The sequence below is a fragment of the Pseudomonas sp. LBUM1676 genome, assembly GCF_059695605.1.
Genome location: NZ_CP166777.1, coordinates 5,384,945 through 5,399,726, shown reverse-complemented (window position 1 = coordinate 5,399,726; position 14,782 = coordinate 5,384,945). Strand labels below are relative to the sequence as shown.

Here is a 14,782-nt window from a genome sequence, read left to right as displayed (position 1 = left end):
CTGACCATGCGTTCACTCAGTCTGCTGGCGCTTTGCTGTTTCAGTCCCCTGTCGTTTGCCGCCGATGTCCCGGGCAGTCAGGACCTGCCCATCGTGCCGCGTGTTACCGATGCGCAGATCGTCGACTATCGCCCATCGGCCGAGCTTGAGCGGATCTACCCGCTGGGTTCGATCCGCAAGATCAGCGGCCAGCTGCGCTTCGATGGGCAGGTCAGCGCCCGTGGCAATGCGACCTCGGTCACCTACGAGCTGCCACCGGAGCACTCGTCGCTTGACGCCTTCACCGCAGCCCGCGAAGCCCTGCAGAAGCAGGATGCCGAGTTGCTGTTCTGGTGCCAGGCCCGGGATTGCGGGGAGAGCAGCCTGTGGGCCAACGATGTCTTCGGCAACGCCAAGCTCTATGGTGCCGACGATAAGCAAGCGTATCTGCTGCTGCGTCTGGCGGCACCCCGGGACAACACCCTGGTGGCGCTTTACAGCATCACCCGTGGCAATCGCAAAGCCTATCTGCACGTCGAACAATTTGACGCCGCGGCACCGCTGGGCAATTTGCTGCCGACTTCCGCGACCTTGCTGCGCGAGCTCAAAAGCACCGGTGAGCTTGATTTCCCCAAACTGACCGGCGACCCTGACGAAACCTGGCTGCGTTTGATTTCCCGTGGGTTGAATCTGGATACCACGTTGCGGGTCAGTATTTCCGGGCCGAAGGCCGAAGCCTGGCGTCAGGCCCTGATCGAGCAGGGTGTGCGTACGGCCAGAATGGAAGCCGGCAGCGTCGACGGCGCCGGCTTGCACCTGAAGCTGTTGCGATAAGCTATACCCGGTGAACGCGTTCGCGCGTTCACCGACTTTTTTACTGGCTGACTTTTTTCGAGACTTGGATGATCAATAACGATCGGCTGTTGGTGCAGATCCTGCTCCTGGTGCTGTTTGGCGCGAGCTTCTGGGTGATGGCGCCATTCTGGTCCGCCTTGTTCTGGGGCGCGGTGCTGGCCTTCGCCAGCTGGCCGCTGATGCGTTTGCTGACCCGCTGGCTCAACGGTCGCGAATCCCTGGCGGCAGCGCTATTGACCATGGGTTGGATGGTGCTGGTGGCGGCACCGCTGGTGTGGCTGGGGTTCAACCTGGCGGACCATGTGCGCGATGCCACGGCGTTCATCAAGGATGTGCAGGTCGATGGTCTGCCTGAAGCACCGACCTGGTTGGGGAGTATTCCCTTTGTGGGCGAGCGGCTGGTAGTGATCTGGAACAGCATCGATCAGCAGGGCGCGGCCATGATGCTGGCGATCAAGCCCTATCTGGGCCAGGTCGGTAACTGGTTGTTGGCGCGCAGCGCGCAGATCGGCGGCGGCATTCTCGAACTGACGTTGAGCATCGTCTTCGTGTTCTTTTTCTACCGGGACGGGCCGCGGTTGGCGGCGTTTGTTCATGGGCTGCTGCAACGGCTGATCGGTGATCGCGCCGGCTATTACATCGAGCTGGTGGCGGGAACGGTACAACGGGTGGTGAACGGGGTGATCGGGACGGCGGCCGCTCAGGCGGTGCTGGCCTTGATCGGCTTCCTGATTGCCGGTGTGCCAGGGGCGCTGGTGCTGGGGATCGTCACGTTTTTGTTGAGCCTGATTCCGATGGGGCCGCCGCTGGTGTGGATTCCGGCCACCGCCTGGCTGGCCTGGAAGGGTGACTACGGGATGGCGGTGTTCCTCGGGATCTGGGGCATGTTCATCATCAGTGGGGTCGACAACGTGCTCAAGCCTTACCTGATCAGTCGGGGCGGGAACTTGCCCCTGGTGATCGTGTTGCTTGGGGTGTTTGGCGGGCTGATCGCATTTGGGTTCATTGGTTTGTTTATCGGGCCGACCTTGTTGGCCGTGGCTTACAGCTTGCTGACTGACTGGAGCAAGAGCCAGGCTCGGGCCGAGGACCGCCGGCCTTGAGTGGATGTAACAGGCCGATGGTCCTCAGGCACTAGACTTCGATGGGCACCGATAACCTGGGGCTACCGAGCGCATGGGTCTTCGAATCAAAGAACCGCAACTCAACCCCCGTCCCGTCAAACACCTTGGCGTAATGCCGCTTCTGATGCTGGATGAACGCCTTGCTGCGCGGATATATCGAGATCGCCAGCACCTTCGGTTGCGCCTGGCGCAAGGCGTGTATGAGGTGGCTGTCCTGTTCCCCCAGGGCGTGACCAAAGATGCACAACCCGTCGCCATGCCCCAGTAACTGGTCATAGCAGAACGATAGGTAATCCGAACTTCGGATGGTTTTCAGCTTGTCCTGAGCCGGGCCTTCATTGACGAATAGCGGCACGTCATCAAGTGTCTTGATCGTGTTGTTGATGGCGAAACTGCCGAGCAACGTGCCCTCGGTCGACATCAGTTTGCGTGCCGTCCCGTCCTGGTTACGCACCAGGTGCAGGCCACCGTGCAGGTACAGCAGGCGGGTTTTATCGGTCGCCGTGGCGCTGAGGTCGAAGCGCGGTTCTGCCCCTTGGAACAAGTCGCTGATTGCATCCGGCTGGTGCTGGATCGCCCAGTAGTTGAGCAAATCGTAGTTGGTGGTGAACACCGTCCGGTAGCCGCCCAGTTCCTGATTGATGGTCGCCAGGGTCGACGCCTCGACCAACCGCCACGGGATGTGCACCGCGTGAACGGTGTTGATCAGTGCTTCCTTGATCGCGTAGTAGCGATTGCGCGGGGCGGCGGAGCTGACGGCGAGGGCCTTGTTGACCCGGCTGGTGGTTTTCAGCGCGCTGAGGACCTGTTCGAAGCTGCGCGTCTGCATGGCATCGAACACACTCAGCTCGGACTGGCTCAGAGGTTTTTCTTCGACGGTGCGGGCGTTTTCGAACAGCGAGTCATAGCCGAAGTCATCCCACACCGCGCGGCTGGCGCCGTTACCCAACAGCAGGCCACTGTACGAGGCGGTGGCGCGCAAGGCGTTCCAGTCTTCAAGTTGTGCATCGACATCCTGGAAATCGGTCATTGCGTTCGGCGTCTCAAAGCTAAAGGTCTGATGGGCGGCGACTTTATCACGACCGAGACTTGAGCCAGATCAAGATACTGCGTGAGCGATGGGTCGATCCTGTGGGTACCCGCTGGATCGGCCCTCCGATTCGGCCCCAGCCAGGAGATTCGCTCATGAGCAGCACGTTTTTCATCCCCGCCGTGAACATCATGGGCATCGACTGCCTCGACGAAGCCATGGCCGCCATCGGCAAGTACGGCTTTCGCAAGGCCTTGATCGTTACCGACACCGGGTTGGCCAAGGCCGGTGTGGCGAAGATGATTGCCGAGAAGCTGGCGATGCAGGACATCGACTCGGTGATCTTCGATGGCGCCAGGCCGAACCCGAACACCGCCAACGTCGCCAGTGGCCTGGGTCTGCTCAAGGAAAGCCGTTGTGATTTCGTGGTCTCCCTGGGTGGCGGTTCGCCCCATGACTGCGCCAAAGGCATCGCCTTGTGCGCCACCAACGGCGGGCAGATCGGTGATTATGAAGGCGTCGATCGATCGACCAAGCCGCAGCTGCCGCTGATCGCCATCAACACCACCGCCGGCACGGCCAGCGAAATGACCCGCTTCTGCATCATCACCGACGAATCCCGGCACGTGAAAATGGCCATCGTCGACCGTAACGTCACGCCGCTGCTGTCGGTGAACGATCCGGCGCTGATGGTCGGCATGCCCAAAAGCCTGACCGCGGCCACAGGCATGGATGCGTTGACCCATGCGATCGAAGCCTATGTCTCCACCGCCGCCAACCCGATCACCGATGCCTGCGCCCTCAAGGCCGTCACCTTGATCAGCAACAACCTGCGCCTGGCCGTACGCGACGGCAGTGACATGGCTGCACGGGAAAACATGGCCTATGCGCAGTTTCTCGCCGGCATGGCGTTCAATAACGCTTCGCTGGGCTATGTCCACGCCATGGCTCATCAGTTGGGCGGGTTCTACGACTTGCCCCATGGCGTATGCAACGCCGTGCTGCTGCCCCACGTCCAAAACTTCAACGCACAGGTGTGCGCCGATCGCCTGAGCGATGTTGCGGTCGCAATGGGCGCCGACATTCATGGATTCAGCCCGGAAAAGGGTGCCCAGGCCGCCATTGCAGCGATCCGCAGCCTGGCCAGGGATGTCGAAATACCCGCCGGTCTGCGTGAACTCGGTGCCAAGCTCAACGACATCCCGATGCTCGCCACCAATGCCTTGAAAGACGCCTGTGGCCTGACCAATCCACGGGTAGCGAATCAGCGGCAGATCGAGGAGATTTTCCGCAGCGCCTTCTAAATGGAGTTACGTCTGGGCGCGAGCATCACGCAGAGCATTGCGCCCAAGGCCAGCACCGTGCACAACAGCGATAACGGCCATGCTTGCTGGTTTGCGATCAGGCTGGCGATACCACTGATGGCAGCCGCCATCAGCTGGTGAATGAAACCGCTCAACGCCATTGCATAGGCACCGCCGACCGGCGAGCCGGCACTGGCGAGGGACAGGCTGATCGGGTAATTCAACGACTGGCCAAACACAGCAACGCAATATGGCAGCCAGAACAGCAAGGTCACCGAAGTGCCCGCAATACTCCCCAGTAACATCGATGCGCCGCCAGCCAGCACCAGCCCTACGCCAGCAGACATCAACCAACGTTGACCGGTACGAAGCACGAATCGATTGACCGCCAACGCCCCCAGGAAATACGCCACGCTGATGGGCCAGCCCAACAGTCCGTATTCCACGGCCGACCAGTTGAACGGTCCTTGCAGAATCAGGGGCGCGGCCGTATTGAATGCGATAATCACTCCGTATCCGAGACTGCCAGCGAGGGCCGGCAACAGAAAGGCTCGCTCACCCAGAATGCGCCAGTAGCTCGGCCACGCGGACAATCGAACATTATCCTCGAGCAGTACCGGGAACGTGACCCGCACTACAACCCCTGCCATCATCAGGCTGGCACCACCCAACAGGTAGAAGATTGCCGACCAGCCCAGCGCTACCTGGACGATTGATCCCAGGTATTGGCCGATCCCCAATGCCACCACGAAGGAAATCGAAAGCCAGGACAACCCTTTAGCCAGCAGGTCACCGCGGAAACCGTCGCGAATCAGCACCCGCGCCATCACCGAAATCCCGCTGGCGCCAATCCCCTGAACCAGTCGCAACACCAGGAACGACTCAAGCGACTGGCCGAGCGGCAGCGCCAGATTGCCAACGCCATAGATGCCAAGTGCGGCGAGCAGCACCGGTTTTCGGCCAATACGCTGGCCCAGGCTGCCCCAGAACAGCATCGGCAGCGCCATGCCAATCAGATACACCGCCAGTCCCCACGAAAGCTGCGAGGCGTCGGTGGAGAAATTTCGAGCCATCTCCGGCAGCGCCGGCAGGTAAATGCTCATGCCCAACTGTGCGAGGAAAACCGAGCAGCAGGTGACAAGGAGGAGGGTGCTGCTCTTCATGAAGTCTTCTCTTCTTTTCAGTGGCCGACACCTGCGCAGGGGAACCTGACGGCTGCACTGTTCGGCGTTTTTCCAGACTGTACGAAATGTGCGGCGGGCGTTGAATCAGCTGTTTCCGTCACGGCTGAGTGTTACGAGAGATTTATGTGTAGGACAACGGCTTGTGATGGCGTGGGCTAAAACCGGGCTATATTGCCGCCTCAGTCGAACCGAAGTCATCGAGCCCTCCATGCTGCAAAAAAGCCTGATCCGCCGCCTCGACCTGATCACTCTCCAGCTGTTTGTCGCCGTCCACGAAGAAGGCACGTTGACCCGTGCCGCGACGCGCGAGGCGATTGCGGTGTCGGCGGCCAGCAAGCGCTTGATGGAGCTGGAGGAGGCGCTGGGCATCAGCCTGTTCGTGCGCCAGGCCAAAGGCATGACCCTGACGCCGGCCGGCGAAACCCTGTTGCACCATGCGCGACAGATGCTGTTCAACGTCGAGAAAATGGGGCTTGAGCTGGGCGAACACAGCCACGGCATTCGCGGTTATGTGCGGATGCTCGCCAACCTGTCGGCGATCATCCAGTTTCTGCCGGAAGACCTGCGGGACTTTTCCGAACGCCATCCCCAGGTCAAGACCGACCTTGAGGAACGCCCCAGCGCCGGGGTGATCCAGGGAGTGCTCGATGGCGTGGCCGACCTCGGGATCTGCTCCAGTGACAGCGACGTCAAAGGCCTGCACAGCGTGCTGTATCGACAGGACAAGCTGGTGGTGCTGATGCTGCCGGACCATCCGTTGGCGAGCCGCTCTGCCTTGGCTTTTGCCGACACGCTGGACAGCGATTACGTCGGCCTGCACGCCGCCAGTTCGATCAACATGCGCACCCACGCCGCGGCGCGCAAGGCCGGCAAGGTGCTGCGGCTGCGGATTCATGTGCCGGGTTTTGACGCCATGTGCCGGATGGTCCAGGCCAACATGGGCATCGGTATTCTGCCGCAAAAGGCCTATGAACTGTTTGGCCGGGCGTTGGGTTTGCATGCGGTGCCGTTGACGGATGACTGGTCGGATCGGGCGTTGATCATCGTCGTCCGGGATGAAGCGGGATTGTCGCCGGTGAGTCGGATGTTGTTTGAGCATTTGCGCGGGCAGGCCTGATCATTCTCGATTGGATGGGCGGGCCTCTTCGCGAGCAGGCTCGCTCCCACAGTTGATGTTCGGTGTTCACAAATCCCTTGTGGGAGCGAGCCTGCTCGCGAAGGCGGACTTGAGGTCGCGATAATCTCCATGAGCATTCGCGTTTCGCGAACGCCCGTTGCCAATTGAGGGTTGGATTCATCGCCCCTGGGTCCTCTAGCCTTGGCTCATATCCAAGAACAACAAGAGGTACCCCGCGATGACTGCCCCCCTGAGTGCAATCAAGGTGATCGAGATCGGCACGCTGATTGCCGCACCGTTCGCCGCCCGCATGCTCGCCGAGTTCGGCGCCGAGGTGATCAAGATCGAAGCCATGGGCCAGGGCGATCCCCTGCGCAAATGGCGCAAGTTGCATGAAGGCACCTCGTTGTGGTGGTACCTGCAATCGCGCAACAAGAAGTCCTTGGCGCTGAATCTGAAATCCCCCGAAGGCATCGAACTGGTCAAGCAGCTGGCGACCAGCGCCGACGTGTTGATCGAAAACCTGCGGCCCGGCGCCCTGGAAAAACTCGGCCTGGGCTGGGATGTACTCCATGCCCTGAATCCCAACCTGACCCTGGTGCGGATTTCCGGTTATGGCCAGACTGGCCCATATCGCGATCGTCCGGGGTTTGGCGCCATCGGCGAAGCCATGGGCGGGATTCGCTACACCACCGGCACCCCCGGTTCGCCGCCGGCCCGGGTCGGTGTCAGCCTGGGTGATTCCCTGGCGTCGCTGCACGCGGTGATCGGTGCGTTGATGTCGTTGCTGCGAGTCAAGACTGGGCAGGGCGGCGGCCAGGTGGTCGATGTCTCCCTGGCCGAAAGCGTGTTCAACGTCATGGAAAGCCTGGTGCCGGAATACGACATGCTCGGCCACATTCGTGAGCGCAGTGGCGGCGCCTTGCCGGGCATCGCACCCTCCAACACTTACCTCACGGCCGATGGCGCCTACGTGGTGATCGCCGGCAACAGCGACCCGATTTACAAGCGCCTGATGCAAGTCGTCGGTCGCAATGACCTGGCCGAAGCGCCGGAGTTCGCCCATAACGACGGTCGTGCCGCCAAAAGCAACCTGCTCGACGCGGCCATCACCCACTGGACCAGCAGCTTGCCGATCGACGAAGTCCTGTCGGCGCTGGAAGCCGCTGAAGTTCCCGCCGGGCGCATCTACTCGGTGGCCGACATCGTCGCCGATCCGCATTACCAGGCACGGGACATGCTGCTCAGTGCGGAGCTGCCTGGCGGCACCCGCGTGAAGATGCCGGGGATCGTGCCGAAAATGTCCGAAACCCCCGGCGGTGTGAACTGGTCCGGACCGAGTCTGGGTCAGCACACCGACGGCATTCTCGCGGGACTCGGCCTGACGGCGTCGGATATTGAACGGCTGAAAACTGAAGGGGTGGTGCAATGATCACTGATTTTTCCCAGACCCTGATCGTTCAGGAAGTCTCCCCGCGTGACGGCCTGCAGATCGAGCCGACCTGGGTCGACACCGTCGACAAGATTGCGCTGATCAATCAGCTGTCTCTGGCCGGTTTCAGCCGCATCGAAGCGGGCTCGTTCGTCTCGCCCAAGGCGATTCCGGCGTTGCGCGACGGTGAGCTGGTGTTCAAGGGTATCGCCCGGCAACCAGGGGTGATCTACGTCGCGTTGATCCCCAACCTGAAAGGCGCGCAACGGGCGCTGGCGACCGGGGCCGACGAGCTGAACCTGGTGATGTCCGCCAGTCAGACCCACAACCTGGCCAACATGCGCATGTGTTGCGAAGCCTCACTTGCCGCGTTCGGCGAGATCGTGCAATTCGTGGGCGGCACGCAGGTGCGGCTCAATGGCAGTATCGCCACCACCTTTGGTTGCCCGTTTGAAGGCAAGATCGATGAGGACCGCGTCCTGCAGATCGTCGAGGCTTATCAGGAACTCGGCATCCAGGGCATTACCCTGGCCGACACCACCGGCATGGCCAATCCGCGGCAGGTCGATCGATTGGTGCGACGCGTATTGCAACGGGTTTCGCCAGCGGACCTGACCCTGCATTTCCACAACACCCGCGGCCTTGGTTTGTGCAACGTACTGTCTGCCTACGAGGCCGGTGCCCGACGCTTCGACGCCGCCCTCGGCGGGCTCGGCGGTTGCCCGTTTGCACCGGGGGCCTCGGGCAATATCTGCACCGAAGATCTGGTCAACCTGTGCGATGAAATCGGCATTCATACCGGCATTGATCTGCCGCTGTTGCTGAAGTTGTCTCGAGGATTGCCGGCACTGCTGGGCCACGAAGTGCCCGGTCAGCTGGCCAAGGCCGGACGCAATTGCGATTTGCACCCGACCCCGTCCTGACCCCTTCACGACCCCCCCCTGTAGGAGCGAGGCTTACCCGCGAAGGCGGCCTGCCATTCAACATCGCAAGCGCCTGACACACCGCTTCGCGGGCAAGCGTCGCTCCTACAAAAAAACGCCATTACGAACATTTCAACCAGACAACAAAAACAATCGGACACCCAAGGGAAGTCCGCCTGGAGACCCACCATGAGCCTTAATGTACTGGATGCGGGCGCGAGCCCGGCCGTTGACCATGACGAAGAAAAAGCCCTGGTCAGCAAGGTCGCCTGGCGCCTGATGCCACTGATCATGGTCTGCTACCTGTTCGCTTTTTTCGACCGCATCAACATCAGCTTCGCCAAGTTCCAGCTGCAGACCGACCTGAGCCTGAGCGATACCGCCTATGGCCTCGGTGCCGGATTATTCGTGGTCGGCTACGTGATCTTCGAAGTGCCGAGCAACATGATGCTGTACAAGGTCGGCGCCCGCCGCTGGATCGCCCGGATCATGATGTCCTGGGGCCTGGCCACCGCGGCCATGGTCTTCGTCAACGCCGAATGGCAGTTCTATGCGCTGCGCTTCGTGATCGGTGCGATGGAGGCCGGTTTCGCCCCAGGCGTGCTGTATTACCTGACGCTTTGGTTCCCGCAGCATTATCGCGGGCGGATCACTTCGATGCTGTTTCTGTCATCGGCGTTTGCCGGCCTGGTCGGCGCACCGTTCTCCGGGCTGGTGCTGCAACACCTCGACGGCTTCATGGACATGCGCGGCTGGCACTGGCTGTTTCTGCTCGGTGGCGTGCCTTGCATCGGCCTGGGTTTGTTGGTGCTGACGTTGCTCAAGGACCGCATCGAGGATGCACATTGGCTGACGCCGTCGGAGAAGACTTTGCTGGCCAGCCGCATCGCGCACCATGAACCACACAAGAGTGGCGGCTCATTGCTCGCCGCGCTGCGGATCCCGGGTTTCCTGACCCTGGGGCTGATCTACTTCCTGATTCAGATAGCGTCCTACGGCTTGAATTTCTGGGCGCCGCAACTGATCCGTAGCGCCGGCACCGAGAGCCCGGTAATGATCGGTTTGCTGACCGCCATCCCTTACATCTGCGGCGCCATCAGCATGGTGGTGATCGGGCGGTTGTCCGACTCTACGGGCGAGCGCCGTAAGTTTGTCGCCGGTCTGGTAGCGGTGGGCGCGGTAGGATTCTTCTGCGCCGGGATCTTCGCCAACCACACGACCTTCCTGATTGTCGCGCTGGGCTTGCTCGGTGCCGGGATCATCGCGTCCATCCCGAGCTTCTGGACCCTGCCGCCGAAACTGCTGGCCGGTGCCGGTGCCGGGGCTGCCGGCGGGATCGCGGTGATCAACACCCTCGGCCAGTTCGGTGGCATCGTCAGCCCGGTCATGGTCGGACGGATCAAGGATCTGACCGGCAGCACCACCCCGGCGTTGTACGTGATCGGCGTCTGCGCACTGATCGCTGTGGCGCTGCTGTTGTGGGGGTTGCCGCAGAAGCTGCGCACGCTCGACAAGTACTGACAACAAGAGCTTGAAAGATCGCAGGCTACGCCAACTTCTAAAGGGACCACGCATCCCTGCAGGAGCTGGCGCAGGCTGCGATCTTTTAACCTTCAAGAGGTCGCAATCACCGCCTTGGCCGGCGAAGTGCTGAACTGAATCAACGCCACCCCGGTTATCAACAACACAGCCCCAACCACCCGCGGCATGCTCATCTGCCGCTCCACCAACCCAAACCACCCGAAGTGATCCAGCGCCAGCGACGCCACCACTTGCCCCGCCAACGCCAAGGCTATAAACCCCGACGCCCCGAGCTTCGGCACCAGCATCAACGCCAGCGCAACAAAGCACACCCCAAACGCGCCACCCGTCCACATCCACAGCGGTGCCTGGCTGATGAACGCCAGCGACGGCAACGGCAAGCGCAACGCCAACATGATCGGCAACAACACCACGATACTCACCAGCAACGACGCCAGCGTCGCCCACAACGGATGACCCAGGCCGCGCGTGAGGTTAGCGTTGATCGCGCTCTGGAAGGGCACCACCGCCCCGGCAATAAACGCCAGCACAAACAGGCCGGCCCACTGCAACGTACTCATGATCATTTCTCCAACAGGTTTTGCTGGACTCTAGAGTATTCGTCGCGCAGATTTAAATTCCAAATTCTTATCAAGAACATGCATCAGATGAATGATCTTCGGCGCATCGACTTCAACTTGCTGGTGATCCTCGACGCCTTGCTCAGCGAGCAACACGTGACCCGCGCAGCCGAGCGCCTGCACTTGAGTCAGCCTGCGGTCAGTCATGCCCTGGCGCGGTTGCGCGATCTGCTTGGCGATCCGCTGCTGGTGCGGGCAGGCGCCAGCCTCGTCCCCACTCCGCGAGCCCTCGAATTGATGGCGCCCCTGGCCGAAGCCCTGGCCCAGGTGCACTTGCTGCTGGCGCCGAACACCTTCGATCCGGCCACCGCCAAGCGCACGCGGCAGCGGCACCCCGGAAATCGAACGGGCCCTGACAGCCCTGCGCGAACGCCGTCGCGTGGCGATCAGCCTGCCGCACTGGAGCGTCGCCCCGGAATTGATCAGCGGTACGGACTTGATCCTCACCGTCGCTTCCCGAGGTTTACGCGATATCGATGAGCAGTCGCTGATCGTCGTTGCCCCACCGTTTAACATTCCGTCGTTTACCTTTGTGCTGGTGTGGCACAAGCGTCGGGGAGGGGATCAGGCATTGAATTGGTTGAATGGGCAGATTGAGTGCTTGAGTGGAGTGGCTGCGGTGTGAGATCAACGAATGAAGTTCTTGGACAATCAGCCAGTCGCCCCCCGGGGGACCTGATATAGACTTGCGCCCATTCACCCGGTAGTACAAAAGGATTTCCAATGACCCCATCGCTGCTAATGGCCGTTCTCGCCTCGGGCTTTATTTATGGCATCACGCCGGGACCGGGGGTATTGGCGGTGTTCGGCATCGGTGCGGCGCATGGTCGGCGGGCGGGGGCGGGGTTTCTCTGCGGGCATTTGCTGGGGGACGTGGTCTGGTGCAGTACCGCGTTGATCGCGATTGTCGGTGCGCGGGAAATCGGCAGTACCGCGTTTGATGTGCTGGGCGTGCTCAGCGGGCTTTACCTGTTCTGGCTCGGTCTGCGCGCGGTTCGCGCTCGTCGCAGCAGTGTCGAAGCGCCTCAGGGCCCGGCGCGTCAGCCGTTCTGGCACGGTATTCTGTTTGGCCTGACCAATCCGAAGGCTTATCCGGTGGCGGTCGCGACGTTCACCGCGCTGCTCTCCAGCCGCGCCGAGCTGCTGCATTGGTCAATGTTGCCCTGGTTGATCGTCCTGAGCTTCGTCGGTGGCCTCATGGCCTACGCTATCCTCATTGGTATCGTTGGTGCACAGCAGGTGCGCAGCTTGTACCAGCGGCATGAGCTGGCAATCACCCGGTTGTGCGGGGTAATGTTCATCGGTTTTGCCATCAATGCCCTGGTGCATGCGTTGCCAGGGCTGCTGCCGAACAAGGCATGAGGCTGATTGCACGGAAGCGTCAGCGGTATTGATCGGTCAGGGATGGTTTTTTATTGCTGCATTGTCCGGAAACGCCCACCGCACCATGGCAACCAGAAATTCCGCGCCCCAGGCGAGCTACATCGATCTCTTGCTGGACGCCGTCTGTGCGGTCGATAAACAAGGTCGCTTCGTATTTGTCAGCGCTGCCTGCGAACGCATTTTCGGCTACACCCCCGACGAATTGATCGGCCAGCCGATGATCGATCTGGTGCATCCCGCCGATCGGCAGCGCACCCTTGATGCCGCTCGGGAAATCATGGGTGGCGAGCCCAAGCTCAATTTCGAGAATCGCTACCTGCGCAAGGATGGCCGGGTGGTGCACATCCTCTGGTCGGCCCGCTGGTCGGAGCTCGATCAATTGCGCATTGCGGTGGCCCGTGACATCACCGAGCGCAAGCAGGCCGAGTCCCGACAAGCGGCGCTGTACGCGATATCCGAAGCCGCCCACGCCGCGGAAGACCTGCTGGCACTGTTCCAACGCATCCATTTGATCATCGGCGAATGGCTGCCAGCACTGAATTTCTCCGTGGCGCTGTATGACGAACATTGCGGGCAACTGGATTTTCCTTATCACGTCGATGACCACGAGTTGCAACCCGAACAGCCCGGAACGATGACCGGCCGGCTATGCGCCGAGGTCATTCGCAGTGGCCAGCCGATCCTGCTGACCTCGGACCTGGATAATGTGCCGCAAGGGTTTGAGGAACTGATCGCCAAGCAGCATTCGCCCTGCTGGCTGGGCGTACCGTTGAGTTCACAAAACGGCACGATTGGTGCGCTGATCGTCAAAAGCGTGCCTGGCGGCGAGCGCTACACCGAGCAAGACAAGGAACTGCTGCAATATGTTTGCGCCCAAGTCGCGACGGCGATCGAGCGCAAGCAATTGCATGCCCGACTGGAGCGCATGGCCCGGTATGACCAACTGACCCAGTTGCCCAATCGCGAGTTGCTGCGTGAGCGACTCAAGGCTTCATTGACCGAGGCCCGAGCGGACGGCGGCCTGATGGCATTGCTGTACGTCGACCTCGACCGCTTCAAGGAGGTCAACGACACCCACGGCCATGCGGTGGGCGACATGCTGCTGCAGGCGGTTGCCAATCGGCTCACGCACTGCGTGCGCGAAACCGACACGGTGGCACGCATCGGCGGTGATGAGTTTGTGGTGTTGCTGCACAGCATCCACGCTTCGGATGATGCCGACAGCGTGGCGGAAAAAATCCGACAGGTCCTGTCCCAGCCTTTGCGCCTGGACGGCCACAGCGTGAACATCCAGCCTAGCATCGGCGTTGCGCACTACCCCGAACATGGCACCGAAGAAAGTCAGTTGTTCAGGCATGCCGATGAAGCGATGTACAGCGCCAAACGCCAGCAGCACTTGCTACCCGGTGCCTGAAAATCGCCACCGTTCGTCGCGGCGATCCCATGTTTTCTAAACCTTTGCGCTGTTCGAAATTCTGATTCTATGCGGGCTTGTGCTCGTCGCGATCATTACCAAGAGGTAGAGAATCATGCCTAACTCAAGAAACTCGAACTCGGGAAATTTCGCCAACGATCGAACGAAGGCGTCTGAAGCCGGTCGCAAAGGTGGGAAAACTACCACTACGACTGTCGATAAAGACCCTGCGAAACCCGATATGGGCCGCAAAGGCGGTCAGAAATCCAAATAGTTGGTGAGGTAGTTTTGATTGAGAGGCGGGGGCGAAAGCTCCCGCTTGAATTTTTTTCAGAAGGAGGGCGCGACCATGAGCCGGATGGCCACCCGATTACGCTATGCCAGTTTTGCCACGTTACTTGGCCTGTGTGCCAGCAGTGCCTTTGCCCAGTCCCCCGCCGAATTCATCAACGATGCCTCGGCCAAAGGCATGGCCGATATCGAAGCCAGTCGCCTGGCGCACCAGAAATCCGAGTCCAAAGAGGTCAAGGACTACACCATCGTCGTCATCAACGACCGTACGACGGCCAACCAGCACTTGGCGAAAATCGCCAAGCAACTGGATCTGCCAGTGGCCCCGCGCGAAGAGGTGGTCGACAAGGCCAAAGCCTTGATGCCGGAAGTCAAGGATGACGCGAGCTTCGACCAGGCCTACGCGGCCAGTCAGGTGAAAACCACCCAGGAAGCCATCGAGCAACTGCAGCAGGCGGCGCAGACGACCGACGTGCCGCAGATCAAGGCTTTTGCCGAAGAAACCCTGCCCAAACTGCAAAACCATCTGCAGATGGCCAGGGCGCTGCAAGCCAGTCGTTAGCGGTTAGCAGTGTTAAACCCGG

The 14,782-nt window shown here is 61.0% G+C and carries 14 protein-coding genes and 1 pseudogene; 12 read left to right on the top strand and 3 right to left on the bottom strand.

Features of this window, described 5'->3' with window-relative positions; translation table 11 throughout:
• Positions 1 to 6: 6 nt before the first annotated feature.
• The gene (locus ACA041_RS24955; protein WP_497438277.1) at positions 7 to 813 is read left to right on the top strand and encodes a DUF4892 domain-containing protein; all 807 of its coding nucleotides are present in this window, start codon (positions 7 to 9) and stop codon (positions 811 to 813) included.
• Between the two features lie 68 nt (positions 814 to 881).
• Entirely contained in the window at positions 882 to 1,937 is a 1,056-nt protein-coding gene (locus ACA041_RS24950; RefSeq protein ID WP_497438275.1) for an AI-2E family transporter, read from the top strand.
• A gap of 31 nt (positions 1,938 to 1,968) precedes the next feature.
• Here ACA041_RS24950 and ACA041_RS24945 read toward each other — a convergent pair whose 3' ends face one another.
• Positions 1,969 to 2,988 carry a DUF4917 family protein gene (locus ACA041_RS24945; RefSeq protein ID WP_497438274.1) on the bottom strand — a complete coding sequence of 340 codons (1,020 nt, stop codon included), beginning with the start codon at positions 2,986 to 2,988 and terminating at the stop codon, positions 1,969 to 1,971.
• Between the two features lie 155 nt (positions 2,989 to 3,143).
• Between ACA041_RS24945 and yiaY the strand changes: the two genes are divergently transcribed.
• Positions 3,144 to 4,292 carry an L-threonine dehydrogenase gene (gene yiaY, locus ACA041_RS24940; protein WP_497438273.1) on the top strand — a complete coding sequence of 383 codons (1,149 nt, stop codon included), beginning with the start codon at positions 3,144 to 3,146 and terminating at the stop codon, positions 4,290 to 4,292.
• Here the strand turns inward: yiaY and ACA041_RS24935 are convergent.
• On the bottom strand, positions 4,289 to 5,455 hold the full coding sequence (locus ACA041_RS24935; RefSeq protein WP_497438272.1) for an MFS transporter: 1,167 nt from the start codon (positions 5,453 to 5,455) through the stop codon (positions 4,289 to 4,291). The genes yiaY and ACA041_RS24935 overlap by 4 nt on opposite strands.
• A 229-nt stretch (positions 5,456 to 5,684) precedes the next feature.
• Here ACA041_RS24935 and ACA041_RS24930 point away from each other — a divergent pair, with 229 nt between their 5' ends.
• The 4 genes from ACA041_RS24930 (at position 5,685) to ACA041_RS24915 (ending at position 10,469) form a co-directional block, all read left to right on the top strand.
• On the top strand, positions 5,685 to 6,593 hold the full coding sequence (locus tag ACA041_RS24930) for a LysR family transcriptional regulator (RefSeq protein ID WP_497438271.1): 909 nt from the start codon (positions 5,685 to 5,687) through the stop codon (positions 6,591 to 6,593).
• 238 nt (positions 6,594 to 6,831) lie between these two features.
• Positions 6,832 to 8,025: a CaiB/BaiF CoA transferase family protein gene (locus ACA041_RS24925; protein ID WP_497438270.1), complete on the top strand. Its 1,194-nt coding sequence runs from the start codon at positions 6,832 to 6,834 to the stop codon at positions 8,023 to 8,025.
• A complete protein-coding gene (locus tag ACA041_RS24920) occupies positions 8,022 to 8,948 on the top strand; it encodes a hydroxymethylglutaryl-CoA lyase (RefSeq protein ID WP_497438269.1) in 927 nt (308 codons plus the stop codon). Before ACA041_RS24925 ends, ACA041_RS24920 begins: the two co-directional genes overlap by 4 nt.
• 189 nt (positions 8,949 to 9,137) lie before the next feature.
• Complete coding sequence (locus ACA041_RS24915) at positions 9,138 to 10,469, top strand: MFS transporter (protein ID WP_497438268.1); 1,332 nt, start codon at positions 9,138 to 9,140, stop codon at positions 10,467 to 10,469.
• Positions 10,470 to 10,561: 92 nt separating this feature from the next.
• Here the strand turns inward: ACA041_RS24915 and ACA041_RS24910 are convergent, their stop codons facing one another.
• Entirely contained in the window at positions 10,562 to 11,050 is a 489-nt protein-coding gene (locus ACA041_RS24910) for a DMT family transporter (protein WP_497438267.1), read from the bottom strand.
• Between the two features lie 78 nt (positions 11,051 to 11,128).
• On the opposite strand from ACA041_RS24910, the pseudogene ACA041_RS24905 reads away from it, so the two are divergent.
• The 5 genes and pseudogenes from ACA041_RS24905 to ACA041_RS24885 all read left to right on the top strand — a co-directional run bounded on the left by ACA041_RS24905 (position 11,129) and on the right by ACA041_RS24885 (position 14,760).
• A pseudogene (locus tag ACA041_RS24905) lies at positions 11,129 to 11,735 on the top strand (LysR family transcriptional regulator).
• A gap of 98 nt (positions 11,736 to 11,833) precedes the next feature.
• Positions 11,834 to 12,472, top strand: coding sequence for a LysE family translocator (locus tag ACA041_RS24900; RefSeq protein WP_497438266.1), 639 nt, complete (start codon positions 11,834 to 11,836; stop codon positions 12,470 to 12,472).
• Between the two features lie 85 nt (positions 12,473 to 12,557).
• Positions 12,558 to 13,907 carry a sensor domain-containing protein gene (locus tag ACA041_RS24895; RefSeq protein ID WP_497438265.1) on the top strand — a complete coding sequence of 450 codons (1,350 nt, stop codon included), beginning with the start codon at positions 12,558 to 12,560 and terminating at the stop codon, positions 13,905 to 13,907.
• Between the two features lie 115 nt (positions 13,908 to 14,022).
• Entirely contained in the window at positions 14,023 to 14,181 is a 159-nt protein-coding gene (locus tag ACA041_RS24890; RefSeq protein ID WP_010462447.1) for a KGG domain-containing protein, read from the top strand.
• Positions 14,182 to 14,256: 75 nt separating this feature from the next.
• The gene (locus tag ACA041_RS24885) at positions 14,257 to 14,760 is read left to right on the top strand and encodes a DUF4142 domain-containing protein (protein WP_497438264.1); all 504 of its coding nucleotides are present in this window, start codon (positions 14,257 to 14,259) and stop codon (positions 14,758 to 14,760) included.
• The last annotated feature ends 22 nt before the right edge of the window (positions 14,761 to 14,782 follow it).

Coding starts and splice junctions, on each gene's coding strand:
- ACA041_RS24900 (WP_497438266.1), top strand. CDS start 11,834: ATGACCCCATCGCTGCTAATGGCCGTTCTCGCCTCGGGCTTTATTTAT.
- ACA041_RS24935 (WP_497438272.1), bottom strand. CDS start 5,455: ATGAAGAGCAGCACCCTCCTCCTTGTCACCTGCTGCTCGGTTTTCCTC.
- ACA041_RS24920 (WP_497438269.1), top strand. CDS start 8,022: ATGATCACTGATTTTTCCCAGACCCTGATCGTTCAGGAAGTCTCCCCG.
- ACA041_RS24925 (WP_497438270.1), top strand. CDS start 6,832: ATGACTGCCCCCCTGAGTGCAATCAAGGTGATCGAGATCGGCACGCTG.
- ACA041_RS24895 (WP_497438265.1), top strand. CDS start 12,558: ATGGCAACCAGAAATTCCGCGCCCCAGGCGAGCTACATCGATCTCTTG.
- ACA041_RS24950 (WP_497438275.1), top strand. CDS start 882: ATGATCAATAACGATCGGCTGTTGGTGCAGATCCTGCTCCTGGTGCTG.
- ACA041_RS24890 (WP_010462447.1), top strand. CDS start 14,023: ATGCCTAACTCAAGAAACTCGAACTCGGGAAATTTCGCCAACGATCGA.
- ACA041_RS24930 (WP_497438271.1), top strand. CDS start 5,685: ATGCTGCAAAAAAGCCTGATCCGCCGCCTCGACCTGATCACTCTCCAG.
- ACA041_RS24915 (WP_497438268.1), top strand. CDS start 9,138: ATGAGCCTTAATGTACTGGATGCGGGCGCGAGCCCGGCCGTTGACCAT.
- ACA041_RS24910 (WP_497438267.1), bottom strand. CDS start 11,050: ATGAGTACGTTGCAGTGGGCCGGCCTGTTTGTGCTGGCGTTTATTGCC.
- ACA041_RS24945 (WP_497438274.1), bottom strand. CDS start 2,988: ATGACCGATTTCCAGGATGTCGATGCACAACTTGAAGACTGGAACGCC.
- ACA041_RS24955 (WP_497438277.1), top strand. CDS start 7: ATGCGTTCACTCAGTCTGCTGGCGCTTTGCTGTTTCAGTCCCCTGTCG.
- yiaY (WP_497438273.1), top strand. CDS start 3,144: ATGAGCAGCACGTTTTTCATCCCCGCCGTGAACATCATGGGCATCGAC.
- ACA041_RS24885 (WP_497438264.1), top strand. CDS start 14,257: ATGAGCCGGATGGCCACCCGATTACGCTATGCCAGTTTTGCCACGTTA.